The sequence below is a fragment of the Arcicella sp. GW458-12-2-14-TSB2 genome (assembly GCF_059423785.1).
Genome location: NZ_JBWKYN010000015.1, coordinates 1 through 17,054 on the forward strand (window position 1 = coordinate 1; position 17,054 = coordinate 17,054).

Here is a 17,054-nt window from a genome sequence, read left to right on the forward strand (position 1 = left end):
GAGTTAGTGAATTGTGAGTTAGTGATTTTAGTTAAAGTCTCTAACTCACAATTCACTAACTCACAACTAACTCTCACTCAATCACAATTAATTATGGACTTTGAGGCAAAAACATTTACGCTTGGTGAACAAATAACTCCTGAACAAAAAGCGTATTTCGACCAATATGGATTTATTCATTTCAAAAATTTTATTACAAAAGAAGCCGTTGAGGCTTTTAAAAATGAGGCTCACCGTGTAGAAAAAGAATGGCTTACGGCAGGCATCGATAAGATGAACGGAATACCCCTGAAATTCGGAAAGGATGAAAAGGGTAATCCTATGATTCAGCGTTTATGCTTTTTATCACAACACAGTGCTATCTTGCATGAGTATTTACAAGACCCTCGTTTAAAGGCTTTACTAACATTGATTCCCAACAATGCCAATCGCATCGGTGAAGATGAAAAAGATGGTTTGGTTTTTAATCATTATGTAAATGCTAATAACAGTAAGTTTTCGCAAATGGGTTGGCATACCGATAGCCCACGAGATTTGTTTTTAGGACAAAAAATTCTGAAAATGCTGAACGTAGGTACACATTTGGATGATTGCCCGATGGAAAACGGAGGATTAAGAGTTTTACCGGGTACACATCGATTGAATAAGATGAAAGTGTTATTTTTGAAAAAACAATTCATCGACCATAACCCTGATAAAAACGAAGTTGGTTTAAATATAGAAGCAGGCGATTTAACCGTACACGATGGCGACCTTTGGCATAGAGTAGAGGTGTGTCCATTTACAGGTGAAAAATCACGCAGAAGAGTGATGTATTTCCCGATTGTTCAAGGAAAATATCAGCCCAAAGATGAAAAAAGCAAAACACCATTTTACCATAAATTGGGTAAATTAGTTGTAAAATGATAGTTGTGATTGAGTGAATTGTGAGTTAGTGATTTTTGTTCTAGAAACTATTTCGAATTTTCTGTAAATATGTCAACTATGCTATTGAAATATTCACTCAATCACAATTCACTAACTCACTAAATAATACCATGAAGAAAGACTTAGAAAGCCGTGAAGACATTGAACTATTAGTCAATAGTTTTTATGATAAGATACGCAATAATGATACTTTAGGCTATATCTTCGACGAAGTAGCCAAAGTAAACTGGGAAAAACATTTACCTAAAATGTATAGTTTTTGGGAGATGATTTTATTCAATAAAGAAGGTTATGAAGGACATCCACTTCGTCCACACCTTGTAATTAACAATCAACACCCACTAAATCCACAGCATTTTAATACATGGCTTGAGCTTTTTGAGGCTACCGTCAACGAATATTTTGAAGGAGAAAAAGCAACTGAAATTAAAAGTAGGGCTAAAAATGTAGCGTTGTCTTGGGCATTTAAAATACATCATTTTAATAGTGCAGAGTGAAGACTTGTCCACTTTTGAAAAAAGGGACAAGTCTAAATACTTAACTAATATTGATTAGAGGTAAATTATACAAGCATTCTTCTATCAAAAACCTCAAAGTTCTCCACGCTCAAGCAGACACCTGTTTCTTTTCTACAACTAAATCGGTACTTTTGATAATTCACTGAAACACATCTTCTTGAGTATATTTCTAATCACAAACACATGAAAATAATATATTTTCTATTTCTTTCCCTCCTACTCTTCTCTTGCAAAAAAACGCAAGAACAAACTCAACCAGAGGTAATGAATATTTCTGAATCGGTGTATGCTTCAGGAATCGTGAAAAGTAAAAATCAATATCAGGTATTTTCTAAAGTAAACGGCATTATTGATGAGTTGTATGTAAAAGAGGGAGATTTTGTACAGAAAGGACAGCCTTTGATGAAAATATTTAATCAAACTAGCAAATTAAATACTGAAAATGCTGCACTGATAGTTGAAAATACTGCTATAAATGCCAATGCTGATAAATTGAAAGATTTGAGTATTGCGATAGACTTGGCACATAAAAAACTTCAAAGTGATTCGCTGTTGTTTCTTCGTCAAAGTAACCTTTGGGCACAACAAATAGGTACAAAAGTAGAGCTTGAACAACGGGAATTAGCCTATTCAAATGCTAAAACAGCCTACCAGTCAGCTATTTTGAAGTATAAAGAACTAAAACGGCAAGTGAATTTCTCAGCGGCGCAATCAAAGAAAAACCTAGCCATTAGCCAGACAATGGAAGCAGACTATACGTTGAAGAGTGAATATACAGGTAGGCTCTATAGTCTTCAAAAAGAAAAAGGTGAAATGGTTAATTTGCAGACTGCCATAGCCGTAATAGGTGATGCCAATATGTTTAGTCTTGAACTACAAGTAGATGAAGATGATGTAGTAAGAGTAAAAATTGGGCAAAAAATCATGGTATCAATGGATAGTTACCAAGGCAAAGCTTTTGAGGCCATAGTGTATGAAATAGACCCTTTGATGAATGAAAAAACGAGGGCTTTTACGGTAAAAGCATACTTTACCAAGCAACCAAAACTATTGTATCCAAACCTAACTGTAGAAGCAAATATTATCATTCAGACCAAACAAAAAGCATTGACAATTCCTAGGAACTATTTGGTAGATGATAGCTATGTACTGAATGAAAAAAATGAGAAAGTTAAAGTAAAAATAGGCTTAAAAGATTATCAGTCTGTAGAAATCATTTCAGGTTTAACCGCACAAGACATCATTTTAAAACCTGCCAAATGAACGCAAAACTCATCATCAGCATAGCCAAATCATTATTATTAGCTCGCTGGCGACAAACGCTAGTAGCGGCTGTGGGTGTTACTTTTAGTATTACGATGTTCATTACACTGCTAGGATTTATGAACGGTCTAAACGACTTATTAGACAATTTAATCCTAAATCGTACCCCACACGTTAGGCTTTTTAATGAAATAAAAGCCAATAAAAACCAACCTATTGATATTTCAGAACGTTATAAAGCCTATCATAATTTTATTCGTTCTATTAAACCTAGTGGCAATAGTATTGAAATTCGTAATAATGGACTCATCATGCAGGCACTCCGTAATGATGATAGAGTATTAGGCATTTCACCCAAAATGACAGCTCAAGTATTTTATAACATCGGGGATATCGATATTACTGGTGTAGTAAATGGTATAGATGTAGAAGCCGAAAGCAAACTATTTTTCTTTCAAGACTACGTTACAGAGGGCTCGTCACTTGATTTAAAAAATGTACCTAATAGTATTATTCTTGGAAAGGGAGCAGCAGATAAAATGTTGGCTAAAATTGGTGATGTTATCCAGATTACCACTCCAAAAGGTGAGCGTTTCCCACTGAAAGTCGTTGGTTTTTTTCAATCAGGTATTGTAGAAATTGATAAAGTACAAAGCTATGCATCAATAAAAACGGCACAAAAATTATTAGGGCAAACCAATAGTTATATAACAGACATTCAAGTTAAGCTAAAAGATATGAAACAGGCTCCTGCGTTGAGCAAGGAGTATGCGCATATTTTCAATACCGATGCCGAAGATATTCAAACTGCCAATTCGCAGTTTGAAACTGGGAGTTCTATACGCACGTTGATTTCTTATGCCGTTGGTATCACCTTACTGATTGTGGCAGGTTTCGGGATATACAATATCTTGAATATGATGATTTATGAGAAAATGGATACTATTGCCATTTTAAAAGCAACGGGATTTTCGGGCAAAGATGTCAATAGAATCTTTATTACAATAGCCCTGAGTATTGGATTCTTTGGTGGAATTACGGGTTTGGCTTGTGGGTTTTTGCTCTCTTCTATCATCGACCAAATTCCATTCAATACAGCAGCCTTACCTACCGTAACGACCTATCCAATCAATTATAATCTTAAATTTTACTTAATTGGAATATCCTTCTCGTTAATCACAACCTATTTCGCTGGACTTTTTCCTGCCCGAAAAGCAAGTAAAATTGACCCTGTGGACATTATTAGAGGAAAATAACATGCAACACGCGACCATCATTGAGGCAAAAGCCATCAACAAAAGTTTTCATGACCCCGTGACAATCCCTATATTGAAGGATATTAACTTTTCTATCAATAAAGGTGAGTTTACTTCTATTGTCGGGAAATCAGGCTGTGGCAAATCTACGTTGTTATACATTCTTTCTACGATGGATACAGACTATGAAGGCGAATTGTTGATAGATGGCATTAGTATGCAAGGCAAAAAAGAGCAAGACTTAGCCCGAGTGCGTAATGAAAAGATTGGCTTTGTGTTTCAGTTTCATTATCTATTGAATGAATTTACAGTATTAAAAAACGTAATGTTGCCAGGCCTAAAGCTGAATAAATATTCGGAGCAAGAATTAGAACATCGAGCGATGGAACACCTAAGAAAGTTGGGAATTGAAAAACAAGCTTTGAAAAATGCTACACAACTTTCGGGTGGCGAAAAACAAAGAGTAGCCATTGCCAGAGCCTTAATTAACGACCCGCTGATTATAATGGGCGATGAACCCACAGGAAACTTAGATAAGAAGAATACAGAAGTAGTTTTTGATATTTTTCAACAATTAGCCACCGAGTATCACCAAACCCTGCTTATCGTAACGCATGACCCAAGCTTTGCCAGTCGAACCAATCGGATTATTGAGATGGAGGATGGTAGGATTATTAAGAGTTAGCATAAATTTATTTCTATTATTTTTGATGATTGAAAGTTTTAAATTTATTAGATACGACTCATTTCACTATGAATAAAACACAAAGAGACAACCTAAAAAGTAGATTAAAAGCACTATCATATTATCAAATTGCTGGTGGTGTTTATGGTATTGGTAATATAATTTGGGTTCTTGCTACCAATCTAATTTCAATGAATCTACTCTTGATTTTAGCAATCTTTATTCCTTTTACAATTCTTAATTCCTACTCTATTTTTGTTGGGCAACAATTATTAAAAGGTAAAATTGAAAACGGGTTAAAATATTCAATGATTAATCAAGCATTACAAGTATTTTATTTTGAATTGTTTGGATATGCTTACAAATTCGTTGCCGGCATTGGAGTAATCTTTACGATAGACTATACAGATGATTTACTTCTAAGAACCACATTTTCTTTTCCTACCTCCCAATTGTCAATCAATCTTAATGGTGATTTAGTAATCATTGGAATAAACTTAATACCATTGTTTTTGATTAGATTTATTATCAAGGCTCGGGAAAAAATTGAAGAACTAAATTATGAATTTAGGCTATGAAATATCAGATTCAATATAACATATTAGAAGTGTTCAACAAACTGGCTTAGAAAATCAAAAACCTTTAGAACAACAACTTATTGAACAGATTTGGGGAGTCCGATTAAAGATAAATGCTTTAATTAAGCCAAGACTAAGCTTTGAGATTTCAACAAAAAAATCTCAAAGCTCAATACAAACAACTATCAATAACTCAACTCAACAATTTCTTTCACAATAGCTGGTGTAATATCTTTACGTTCGCCGAGGGCTTTCCAACCTCTTTCTGTAAAACGTTTTTCGATAAAATCTGCTGATTTGGCATAATCGTCAGTGTATTCTGACAAACGAGTTTTTGCCCCTAATTCATGTAAAAATGCTACTGTGCGGTCTATCGCAGCATTGGCTCTTTCTTCCAAAGTTCCTTCGGTAATGTTCCACACTCTTTGTCCGTATTGTGCTAATTTATCCTTTTTATTCTCGAAGCGTACACGGTATAAATTCGGGAAAATAATCGCCAATGTCATGGCATGATCAATATTATACAAAGCCGTAAGTTCATGACCAATGGCATGAGTAGCCCAGTCGGTAGGTACGCCTTTTTGAATCAAACCGTTCAATGCCATCGTACAACTCCACATAAAATTAGAAGCCGCTTGATAATCGCTAGGGTCTGCCAAAATTTTAGGGGCAACTTCAACCAAGGTTTGTAAAATACTTTCAGCAAAACGATCTTGCAACAAAGCCCCTGCTGGATAGGTAAGGTATTGTTCTAACACGTGTGTATAAGCATCAACAATCCCATTCAAAAGCTGACGATGTGGAATACTTTTGATTACTTCAGGGTCAAGTACAGAGAATTTTGGAAATAATCCTGGGCCACCCATGCCTAGTTTTTCATGAGTAGATTTTCGAGTAATAACTGCCCCTGAATTCATTTCTGAACCTGTAGCTGGTAATGTTAATACAGTTCCAAAAGGCATTGCTTTAGTAGTGCGAACTGGCTTTGTTAAAATCTCCCAAGGGTCGCCTTGGTAATCTACAGCCGCTACCAAGAATTTTGTACCGTCTATTACCGAACCTCCACCTACAGCTAGTACATAATCTACTTTTTCAGCACGCATGATTTCTACGGCTTTCATGAGGGTTTCATAGCTTGGGTTAGGCTCAATACCCGCAAACTCAATAACTTTTCTACCAGCCAAAGCCTTGGTTACTTGTTCGTAAACGCCATTGGTTTTAATACTTCCTCCACCGTAAGTCATTAAAATAGTGGCATCAGCAGGAATTTCTTTGGTAATTGAGGCTATTTGTCCCTTTCCAAAAAGGATTTTAGTAGGGTTCTGAAAATCAAAATTTAACATGATTATGGTTTTGTTTATAAATGAAATTTTCAGCAAATCTTTTTAATAAAAATGGTTTGCTGATACATATTCAACAAACCACAGCATTGAAAAGTTTTTATCTCACAAAAATCATAACATCACTTATCTATCACAATTCCCTCATACTCTCCTATCTTAGCTAATTTAAAACTGATAAAGCCTTCTTTCCAAACATATTTTATAGGGGCTTTAGTATTCAAAGAATATACCTTGGTAGGTCTAAAGCTGGTCTTAATTTTAAAAGAACGTTCGTACACAGGTAACGCATCAAAATACGAATTACCACTAAAACCCGTCAGGTTAATTAAGTGCATAATTAGTCCATCTGTATTTTTTGAAGAGACTTTATTTGGGATGTTTTTTCGGTATTCCTGCAAGATTACTTCTATGCGTTCGGGGGAATCGGTTTGTACTAATTCCGAGGCTTGGGGCATAATATAATCTATGGCATCCAACAATATATTTTTATGTTCTTCATATCCATGCAAATAATATAATTTACCCAGATTAATAGGCAAAATTACTGCTTTACTTTTAGGAAATTCTTTTATGGCCATGGCAAAATAATTGGTTGGCTCGTGTCCTCCAATTATTTCTGGCGGGCCGGGTCTGCCTTTGCTTAGAATTGGCAAAAAGGTTTTGTCTGCTCCCGAAAAATCGTATAATCCTAGATTAAATTTCCAAAATAGCATTGTTTGCTTTTTGAATCGTTTAAAGACTTCGGCATTATCTGGTTTCAAATAAAACCCTGACCCTTCATGGTCTTTATTAATGATTTTTGCCCCAAACAAGCTTTGTAACGTTTCGGGACTATCAAAAAATGTACGATTCGTCGCTATCAAATTGGTGCCTGCACTACTAGCTTCTTGTAGAATTTGTATTGCTTCTGGCTTGAGATAGGTGATTTCTGGAAGGATAATCAACTGATATTGCTTTACTTTCTCTGCTAAATTCGCTATTTGAGCATCTTCAATAATATCAAATGGAATATGAGCTTCTTTCAACATCAATTGAATACCTCTGTATTCTTGCATGGGGTCGCCACTTGGCCAAGAGCCTGGGGCAATCAAAGCTATTTTGGCTACTGAGGTATAATTACCAAAATAAGCTTCGTGTTTTTTATGAAAAGCATAAATCTTTTTGAAAACAGGGAAATTCCTTTCGTCTTCATACCCACGCATATCTCCCATCATACTCAAATCTAAGCCCGAACCATTAGCGATATTTTCGTAAAGTCTAATGCTTACCTCTTCTGGCTCGGCGGCATTGTAGCGTGACTGAAAGGATATTTGTTGAATGCTACTATTACTTATAATGTGGTTTGGAAATGAGTTTCGGGCATTATTCACATTATCAGAGGCAGTATAAGGCCAATAAGGTAAATTACTGGTCTGAGATTCGTGGCGAATAATATCAACGTGTTTATCTAAATAAGTGCAAATAGCAATTTGTTCATTTTTAGACTTTACCAGTTTGTGCAGTTTCTCTGACCAATCTTCAATCGTACTTTTTTTGAATGCCAAGTATTTTTGAAAAACAGGGTCGGCTTTGTCTTCTACAGTCGGTAAAGTCAATCCATTACTATATTCAGCAAAACGTTTTTTATCGTATTCATTTTGGTCAATTCCTTGATATTTTCCCTCATAAGGGTTATTTACTTGATAGCCCGGCATATTCAAGAAAATACCATCTATCGGGAAAAAATCTATTACCTCCTCAATAATTTTAAAGGCTTTGTCCTGCACATACGGAGCATTAATCGATACTACATACATATCAGTATTGATAATTCGCTCATTTTTGGGGGAGATATAACACCAATCTGGATGTGCCTTATAGATACTTTCATGTACTCGACTGAAATCAAAACGAACGATAACTTTGATATTATGCTGATGACATTTCTGTACTACTTCTTTCAACATATTATCTTTCATCCACGGGTTTTTGTAGTGGAAATTTAGCTTGGTATCATAAAATGCCATAATTCCTCCAGCATTGATGATTAAGGTATTGGCAGAAAAAGTTATCAAATCTTTTACTAAAGAATCTGGATTGAGGGTTGCGGCCTCATAAGCAGGAAGGTTGGTTTGGATTACTCGGAGGTTATTTCGTTTCCACCAAAAATCGCTCTTTGAGTCTTGAGAAAATACTAGATTGGTCAAAAAAAGGAATAATACAAATAGGAAAAGCTTTTTCATGTGTTAATGCTTGAGAGTGGACAAAATAAAAGTAAAACAAAAATCTGAAAGTGAAAGTCGGGTTTGTAGGTAATAATCATTTTCTTGTAGCTTATATTTTCAAGATAGACATCAGTTTTTATGAAGTTTGTATATTTACCAAATATTAAAACAAAACCTTATTTACATGAAAAAACTTTTTATTATCGTACTATTATTATGCTTAGTTGAATCGACTTTTGCCCAACAAAAATTTTATCAGATTGGCGATTATCCTTTAGAGAACGGACAGGTTCTGAAAGACTGTAAAATTGGCTATCGCACTTTCGGAAAATTAAATGGGGATAAATCGAATGCGATATTAGTGCCTACTTGGTTTACGGGTACGAGCCAACAAAAATCTTTTGTCGCCAATCCAAGTGATATTGCCGACAGCACTAAATACTTTGTCATCGTTGTAGATGCCCTCGGAAATGGCGTTTCCTCCTCTCCTTCTAATAGCGTTAGCCAGAAAGATAAACTTTTTCCAACAATCAGTATTCGAGATATGGTGAATACTGAATACAAATTGGTGAAAGAATCGTTAAAAATCAATCATTTATATGCAGTAACAGGTATTTCAATGGGTGGAATGCAGTCTTTCCAATGGATGGTTAGCTATCCTGATTTTGTTGATAAAATTGTACCTATTATTGGTAGTCCAAAGCAAAGTTCTTATGATAAATTGTATTGGAATCTACAGTTGAACATTATTGAGAGAGGTCAATATGCTAATGAGACGATGAAGACTGTCAATGCCTTACATCAATTAAACTTATGGACGCCTAGTTCCAGAGAAGAAAATACACAGTCGGACGATTATGCCAATTATATCAAAAAGATTGAGGAGGATGCATTGAAGCTAAATCCTTATGATTGGGCGATACAATTAAAGGCAATGATTAATCATGATATTTTTCAAGGGAAAAAGCCAGAAGAAATTGCCACAAAGGTAAAGGCAAAGGTGATGATAGTAGTAGCTACCCAAGACCACATGGTAAATCCACAAGCAGCCATTCGTTTTGGAAAATTATTAAAAGCACCCATCGTAGAACTAACGGGTAATTGCGGACACATGGCTACTTCGTGTGAGGGAGATAAAATGCGAGCCCACATTAAAGGCTTTTTGGATTAGCATTTATATTTAGGCGGTGACTTAGGTCCTAATGATTACCCACATCTTTTAAAAATTTAAAATAATGATGTCATTATTGATAAAATGGGCTTAAATCGCCTTTCAAACCTCATCCCCCAGCCCCTTCTCCTTCAGAGAAGGGGGGCAAACCTTGGGATTTAAAGCTCCCCTCTCTGAAGGAGAGGGGCTGGGGGTGAGGTTATTATACTTTGATTATCAGTTAATTATATACTTGTGGGTAATCAGTAGAACTTAGGTCACCGCCTAAATATAAAATTTACAGTTCTTCTTTAAACTGAAACGTAAGTACTGGTAATGGTGAACGAATGATTACTTGTTTAGACTTGCTTGGGTCTATAATTTGGCTAAGAAAATTACGATGATGAGCCGCTAGAACAATCAAATCTGCACCTTGTGCCTTAGCTGCGTTCAAAATTCCATCGGTTACATGTTCGTCCTTCACTTTGCTTATTTCAAAATCTTCTTTAATAAAAGTACCTTTAATCTGGTCAATAAATTGTTGATCTGACTGAATATCAGGTTCAAATGAAGCTTCTACTTTTACAAGATTTACTTTAGCCTTCAATTGACTGGTAATAGCAAACACTTGTGCTAATATGTCACTTTCATCAAACTCTAATTGGGTAGCATATAATACTTGCTTAATGGCTACATTTTCTACATTTTGGGGAATTGCCAGAACAGGAATAGAAGACTTGGCGATAATATGAGCCGCATTGCTTCCTATCAACTTATTCAAAAAGCCTCCTGAACCCGTTCTTCCTATTACCAATAAGTCTATTTCATGTTTTTCAATTACATCAAAAATACCAGAAGTTACATCATTTAATTCTAACACGGTTTCGTATGCTATACCAGCTGCCTCTATCTCTTTTTCAAAAGGAACGAATTTGGCATACATACTTTTAGTCTGCTCATTTAAAGATTCCATCATCAATAAAGAGTCTGCATAGATACCTGGTTCTACATAATAAGGCAAATAGGTATGTACTAAATAGATTTTAGCATCATAAGCTTTTGCTATTAAGATAGCATATTCTAGCGTTTTGTGTGAGTTCTCCGAGAAGTCGGTTGCAACAAGGATGTTTTTCATGGTTTGTAAATTGGTTTAATACAAATTTGTATTTTTTTTTAATTTTTTCAACTAATGAATATCAACCTTTTAACTGAATTTAGTCATATCAGAAGTATTATAATAATATGAATAAAATTCTGTACCAGACATTCACTAACAAAAGCCATACCTCTTTGTATATTTACCTAAGCTTTTTAGTTTATTGGCAAACAACTATGTATCAACTTGCCTTACTACTATGGCAAAAAACAATCTCTTAAAAACTAAATAACATGAAAAAATGCTTATTCTTGATTTTATTCTTTTTGTGCACATTTACAACCTTTTGCCAAACATTCCAAAAATTACGTGTATTAGTGCTGACCGATATTGAAGCTGACCCTGATGATTCACAGTCTTTGGTAAGATTTTTGACTTACGCCAATCAGTGGGATATTGAAGGTTTTATTGCTACTACTTCTATTCATCAAAAAGACATGGTAGCCCCTGAAAGTATTCATGCCACTTTAGATGCCTATGGAAAAATTCAAGCAAATTTATTAAAACATGAGCAAGGCTATCCTACAGCAACCGTGCTCAAGGCAAAAGTAAAGAAACATCTTGCCTTGTATGGTATGGAAGGTGTGGGCGAAGGAAAGGATTCTGAAGGTTCAGATTTAATCATTAAGACCCTTGAACAAAAAGATAGCCGTCCTGTTTGGATTCCTGTTTGGGGTGGCACTAACTGCTTGGCACAGGCTCTTTGGAAAATACGAAAAACCAAAAATAGCAAAGAGGCACAAATACTTTACGATAAAATAAGGGTTTACACGATTTCAGATCAAGATGACTCAGGGCCTTGGATTCGGAAAAACTTCCCAAGTATTTTTTACATCGTAACGCCGGGGTATAATTATTCAAAAGCTACTTGGTTGGGTATTGCTTTTGGTTTACCAGGCTCTAATACAGAAGTAGTAAGTAGCGATTGGCTGGCTAAAAATATTCAGCAAGGACACGGAGCTTTGGGAGCTACCTATCCTGATGTTGCTTATGGGATGGAAGGCGATACGCCATCTTTTTTATCATTAATCAATAATGGATTAAACACCCCTGAAAAACCTAATTTTGGAGGTTGGGGTGGCCGATATGAACTATACCTGCCTGAGTTTGAAGATTCAAACACGGGGATGTTTAAAAGAGCAAATTGGCCAAAAGATGAACCTGAAACTCGACCAATATGGACAAATGCTAAAGATTCGATTGTTTCTATTATCGACAAAAAGACCTATGTTGGTAATAAAGAAACAATATGGAGATGGAGAGAAGCTTTTCAAAATGACTTCGCTGCCAGAATGCTTTGGTGTACCAAAGATTATAAAGGGGCAAATCACCCACCTATTCCTAAGCTTAAACACGCTGAAGAAATCACGGTTAAAGCTGGGCAATTATTTTATTTAGATGCCTCTCCAACTACTGACCCTGATGGTGACTCTGTCAGTTTTCTTTGGTTTCAGTATCCTGAAGCAGGCACTTATAAAGGGTTGGTAAGCCATAAACCCTATGCTGCCAATTTGAAAAGATTACCAGTAACAGCTCCATTGGTCCATTCAGCAGAAAGTGTTCACTTTATTTTAGCTGTAAAAGACAAAGGAACGCCTGCTCTAACAAGGTATAAAAGAGTAATTATTAATATTGTTCCTTGATGATTGTTCTATAGAGCTTATTCCAAACCTGTAGAATTATTCAGATTGGAATAAGCTTTATAGAATCCTAAACAGTCTGCGAAAATAGTTTTCTTTCGGTATTTTCTTGCAACATCCTTTTATCAAAAGCCATGCATATATTACGAATAAAAGGTCGCCCTGCTGGGTTTACTACTAATGAATTGGCATCATAAGTCAATAATCCGTCCTGCTTAAAGCCTTCTAGCTTTTCAAACAGTGCTTGTTTTTCTTCAAAACTAAATTCATCATCTGACCACGAAGTAGCAAACTGACACATAATATCAAGTATCTGTTGACGAACGGTTAAATCCTCCTCTGTCAGAATATGTCCTTTCAAAATCGGCAGTTTATTATTCGCTATCATGTCTTGGTATTCGTCAATATCCTTTACATTTTGCGAAAAAGCGTTCCAAGAATCACTAATGGATGATACTCCTAAACCTAACAATACTTTTGTTTGGGTAGTAGTATACCCCATAAAGTTTCTGTTTAAAGTCCCCTGTTGCATGGCTTTATACATAGCATCGTGCGGTAACGCAAAATGATCCATCCCTATTTCAGCATACCCGTTTTCTTCAAAAAGCATCCTACCTGTTTCATAAAGCTTGCGTTTTTGTTCAGCCGAAGGTAAATCTTCGTCTTTAAAACCTCGCTGACCACTTCCTTTTATCCAAGGCACATGCGCATAAGAATAAAAAGCCAAGCGGTCTGGTTGCAACTCAATCGTTTTAGCAATAGTGTCCTCAATAGAAGATACCTGCTGAAAGGGTAAGCCAAAGACTAAATCGTGACTAATAGACTCATAACCGATGGCTCTACTCCATTCTGTCACTTGCTTTACATTTTCGAATGGTTGTATTCTATGAATAGCTTTTTGAACGACAGGGTCATAATCTTGTACCCCAAAGCTTACTCTTTTAAAGCCTAAATCATATAATGTTTTTAAGTGTTGGTATGAAGTATTATTGGGATGGCCTTCAAAACTAAATTCATAAGCTGAATTAATAGTGGCATGTTTTAAAATACCATTTATTAATAAATCTAGCATTTCTGGAGCAAAGAAACTCGGCGTTCCGCCACCCAAATGAATTTCTGTGATGTTCGGTTTTTCAGAAAAATGATTTAAATATAATTGCCATTCTTTCAAAACCGCCTCTATATAAGGTTTTTCTACCTGATGATTTTTAGTAATGCGCTTATTACATCCACAAAAAGTACAAAGACTTTCACAATAGGGAAGATGAATGTATAGACTAATGCCCGTAGCGGTATTGGTAGTTTCAAAAGTATTATTTAAAGAAGACACCCATGCATTTTCTCCAAAACTATCATCCTGCCATAAAGGTACCGTCGGGTAGCTTGTATAGCGTGGGCCGGGCACATTGTATTTACTAATTAATGTATTCATAAGTAGTGATTAGTAAACAGAGATTAGTGATTGACTGTGCTTGCCTAAAAGTTATCATTTGTTTACGATAGATGATAACGTCGTTTAAATTATATTGATTACTTAGCTCAAAATTAGCTTTAAGTCCTTACCAAGTCTTATGATTTTTATCAGTTTAGTTACTGATAAATCCTTGTGTAGGCTCTGACTTATCTCATGGGCAAAGCAAGTCTTTTAGGCGAATTTTGAGGCATAAATAATGCTAAAATCTTCAAAAAATGCAAGTTATCTTCTTTATGATTGGTATAAGTTTATTGATGGCCTTAGGTTTTCTGGGGGCTTTCTTCTGGTCGATGTCTAAAGGACAAAATGATGATTTACATACACCCGCTATGCGGATTTTATTTGAAGACAAAGACTAAAACCCTTCCCACCATGAAAAACAACATACAAAATCAAAACAGTCAAGAACAGAAAAAATGTACCTGCGACAAAGACTGTAAACGTTGCAAAGCCCTTAAAGAAATTGACTTTGAGCTAATTAACCAGAAATAAATAATATTATGTCAGCGATCAATACCAATGTAGAACATTTTGAGTACGATAATAAAATCGTCCGAAATTTTGCACTTGCCTCTATTATTTTTGCTATAGTGGGCTTGCTAGTCGGAGTACTTATTGCCACTCAACTCTTTATGCCTTCTGCCAACATTACGCAATACTTTACTTTTGGCCGTATTCGTGCATTACACACTAATGCTGTAATTTTTGCCTTTGTAGGAAATGCTATTTTTGCAGGAATTTATTATTCTTTACAACGTCTTTGTAAAGCCCGTTTGTTTAGCGACTTACTGTCGAAGATTCACTTTTGGGGTTGGCAATTAATTATTCTAGCGGCTGCCATTACGCTTCCTTTAGGGATGACGACCTCTAAAGAATATGCAGAATTAGAATGGCCTATCGATATAGCCATTGCCTTGATTTGGGTAGTATTTGGTATCAATATGTTTGGTACTATTCTAAAACGCCGTGAACGTCACTTATACGTAGCCATCTGGTTTTATATAGCTACATTCGTTACAATTGCCCTATTGCATATAGTTAACTCGTTGGCTATTCCTGTTTCATGGACAAAAAGCTATTCAATTTACGCAGGTGTACAAGATGCTTTGGTACAATGGTGGTACGGACACAATGCCGTAGCATTCTTCCTAACCACACCATTTTTAGGTTTGATGTATTATTTCCTTCCTAAAATGGCTAACCGTCCTGTATATTCTTATAAATTATCAATTCTTCACTTTTGGTCATTGATTTTCTTATATATCTGGGCAGGACCACACCACTTACTTTATACAAGCTTACCCGACTGGGCACAATCATTAGGAACAGTTTTCTCTATCATGCTGATTGCTCCATCTTGGGGAGGTATGATTAACGGTTTGCTTACGCTACGTGGTGCTTGGGATAGTGTACGAGAAGACCCTCGATTAAAAATGATGGTAGTAGGTATTACGGCCTACGGTATGGCTACTTTTGAAGGGCCGATGCTTTCGTTGAAAAACATCAATGCTATTGCTCACTATACCGACTGGATTCCTGCACACGTACACGTAGGAGCGTTGGGGTGGAATGGCTTCCTTTCATTCGCCATCATGTATTATATGATTCCTAAGATTTATGGAAACCAGATGTTCTCTAAAAAATTGATGAACGCTCACTTCTGGTTAGGTACTTTAGGAATTTTGTTCTGGGCTGTGCCAATGTATATCGCTGGTTTTACTCAAGGTATGATGTGGAAAGAATTTACAGCAGAAGGTAATTTAAAATATGCCAACTTCTTGGAAACTACGCTACAGATTATTCCAATGTATATGATGCGTGCTTTGGGTGGTGTTTTCTACTTATCTGGTGCTTTAATTGGTGCTTACAACATCTTCAAAACGATGCTTGTTGGTAAATTAGTAGCCAACGAAGCTGCTCAGGCGCCTGCACTCGAAAAAGTATTTGTAGCACAAGGAACCGATACTTACTGGCATAGATGGCTCGAACGCAAACCAATGCCTTTGTTAGTAGGTGCTTTAGTAGTAGTAGCGATAGGGTCTTTAATTGAGCTGATGCCTACTTTAATGGTAAAATCTAATGTGCCAACCATCGCTTCGGTAATGCCTTATACGCCTTTAGAACTACAAGGTAGAGATTTATACATTCGTGAGGGTTGTGTTTCTTGTCATAGTCAGATGATTCGTCCTTTCCGTTCAGAAACTGAAAGATATGGTGAATATTCTAAAGCAGGTGAATTTGTGTACGACCACCCATTTTTGTGGGGTTCAAAAAGAACAGGACCAGATTTACATCGCGAGGGTGGAAAGTACCCAGATTCTTGGCACTATCACCACATGCGTGAACCAAGCTCTATGTCGCCCGGCTCTATTATGCCAAATTATGAGTGGTTGTTAACGCAAACGCTGAATAGCTCAAACACCAAAGACAAACTAAAAGCCATGAAGACTTTAGGCGTGCCTTATGATGAATACGCTATCGAGCATGCTGATGAAGACCTTAAAATTCAGGCAAAAGGTATTGCAGATAACTTAGCCAAAGAGGGTATTAAAGTTACTCCAGACAAGGAAATCATCGCATTGATTGCTTATCTGCAAAGGATAGGTACTGATATTAAAAAAGGAGAGAAATAAAACCCCCTTCCCGTTATTATCATTCAAGTATCTGATAATCAAGAAATACACCAATTATTCTCTCTGCGTGTCTTGCCCTCCTCTTAACGAGGAGGGGGCAGAGGGTGAGGTTCTTTTTTTAAACAACTAAAAAGATGTTCAGACAATTGCTAAATAAAGTTCAAGGAGCGGATGTTCCTATGATTACTTCTCTTCTGATATTTTTTGTGTTTTTTTTAATGGTCGGA

14 protein-coding genes are annotated in these 17,054 nt (G+C 36.1%); 10 read left to right on the plus strand and 4 right to left on the minus strand.

The window, feature by feature from the left end; all coding sequences use genetic code 11:
- Nucleotides 1-93 precede the first annotated feature (93 nt).
- The 6 genes from AC07XN_RS03710 (at nucleotide 94) to AC07XN_RS03735 (ending at nucleotide 5,227) form a co-directional block, all read left to right on the plus strand.
- On the plus strand, nucleotides 94-906 hold the full coding sequence (locus tag AC07XN_RS03710; RefSeq protein ID WP_309913677.1) for a phytanoyl-CoA dioxygenase family protein: 813 nt from the start codon (nucleotides 94-96) through the stop codon (nucleotides 904-906).
- Between the two features lie 131 nt (nucleotides 907-1,037).
- On the plus strand, nucleotides 1,038-1,424 hold the full coding sequence (locus tag AC07XN_RS03715; RefSeq protein ID WP_494742073.1) for a group III truncated hemoglobin: 387 nt from the start codon (nucleotides 1,038-1,040) through the stop codon (nucleotides 1,422-1,424).
- A 204-nt stretch (nucleotides 1,425-1,628) separates the two neighbouring features.
- The gene (locus tag AC07XN_RS03720) at nucleotides 1,629-2,708 is read left to right on the plus strand and encodes an efflux RND transporter periplasmic adaptor subunit (RefSeq protein WP_309913672.1); all 1,080 of its coding nucleotides are present in this window, start codon (nucleotides 1,629-1,631) and stop codon (nucleotides 2,706-2,708) included.
- Entirely contained in the window at nucleotides 2,705-3,964 is a 1,260-nt protein-coding gene (locus AC07XN_RS03725; protein ID WP_492800512.1) for an ABC transporter permease, read from the plus strand. The genes AC07XN_RS03720 and AC07XN_RS03725 overlap by 4 nt, the downstream gene beginning before the upstream one ends.
- A 1-nt stretch (nucleotide 3,965) precedes the next feature.
- Nucleotides 3,966-4,649 carry an ABC transporter ATP-binding protein gene (locus AC07XN_RS03730; protein WP_494742074.1) on the plus strand — a complete coding sequence of 228 codons (684 nt, stop codon included), beginning with the start codon at nucleotides 3,966-3,968 and terminating at the stop codon, nucleotides 4,647-4,649.
- 68 nt (nucleotides 4,650-4,717) lie between these two features.
- Nucleotides 4,718-5,227, plus strand: a complete 510-nt coding sequence (locus tag AC07XN_RS03735) for a hypothetical protein (RefSeq protein ID WP_494742075.1) — start codon at nucleotides 4,718-4,720, stop codon at nucleotides 5,225-5,227.
- Nucleotides 5,228-5,412: 185 nt separating this feature from the next.
- On the opposite strand, the gene AC07XN_RS03740 is transcribed toward AC07XN_RS03735, so the two are convergent.
- Both AC07XN_RS03740 and AC07XN_RS03745 read right to left on the minus strand, forming a co-directional pair.
- Entirely contained in the window at nucleotides 5,413-6,570 is a 1,158-nt protein-coding gene (locus AC07XN_RS03740; protein ID WP_309913664.1) for an iron-containing alcohol dehydrogenase, read from the minus strand.
- Nucleotides 6,571-6,689: 119 nt separating this feature from the next.
- A complete protein-coding gene (locus AC07XN_RS03745; RefSeq protein WP_494742076.1) occupies nucleotides 6,690-8,792 on the minus strand; it encodes an alpha-amylase family protein in 2,103 nt (700 codons plus the stop codon).
- A gap of 166 nt (nucleotides 8,793-8,958) precedes the next feature.
- Here AC07XN_RS03745 and AC07XN_RS03750 point away from each other — a divergent pair, with 166 nt between their 5' ends.
- A complete protein-coding gene (locus tag AC07XN_RS03750; protein WP_494742077.1) occupies nucleotides 8,959-9,945 on the plus strand; it encodes an alpha/beta fold hydrolase in 987 nt (328 codons plus the stop codon).
- Between the two features lie 277 nt (nucleotides 9,946-10,222).
- On the opposite strand, the gene AC07XN_RS03755 is transcribed toward AC07XN_RS03750, so the two are convergent.
- On the minus strand, nucleotides 10,223-11,059 hold the full coding sequence (locus AC07XN_RS03755) for a universal stress protein (RefSeq protein WP_494742078.1): 837 nt from the start codon (nucleotides 11,057-11,059) through the stop codon (nucleotides 10,223-10,225).
- A 254-nt stretch (nucleotides 11,060-11,313) separates the two neighbouring features.
- Here AC07XN_RS03755 and AC07XN_RS03760 point away from each other — a divergent pair, with 254 nt between their 5' ends.
- On the plus strand, nucleotides 11,314-12,723 hold the full coding sequence (locus AC07XN_RS03760; RefSeq protein WP_494742079.1) for a DUF1593 domain-containing protein: 1,410 nt from the start codon (nucleotides 11,314-11,316) through the stop codon (nucleotides 12,721-12,723).
- A 67-nt stretch (nucleotides 12,724-12,790) separates the two neighbouring features.
- Here the strand turns inward: AC07XN_RS03760 and hemN are convergent, their stop codons facing one another.
- On the minus strand, nucleotides 12,791-14,152 hold the full coding sequence (hemN, locus tag AC07XN_RS03765; protein ID WP_494742080.1) for an oxygen-independent coproporphyrinogen III oxidase: 1,362 nt from the start codon (nucleotides 14,150-14,152) through the stop codon (nucleotides 12,791-12,793).
- A gap of 257 nt (nucleotides 14,153-14,409) precedes the next feature.
- Here hemN and ccoS point away from each other — a divergent pair, with 257 nt between their 5' ends.
- Both ccoS and ccoN read left to right on the plus strand, forming a co-directional pair.
- Complete coding sequence (ccoS, locus tag AC07XN_RS03770) at nucleotides 14,410-14,553, plus strand: cbb3-type cytochrome oxidase assembly protein CcoS (protein ID WP_309913645.1); 144 nt, start codon at nucleotides 14,410-14,412, stop codon at nucleotides 14,551-14,553.
- 141 nt (nucleotides 14,554-14,694) lie between these two features.
- The gene (gene ccoN / locus AC07XN_RS03775) at nucleotides 14,695-16,827 is read left to right on the plus strand and encodes a cytochrome-c oxidase, cbb3-type subunit I (protein WP_494742081.1); all 2,133 of its coding nucleotides are present in this window, start codon (nucleotides 14,695-14,697) and stop codon (nucleotides 16,825-16,827) included.
- Nucleotides 16,828-17,054 lie beyond the last annotated feature (227 nt).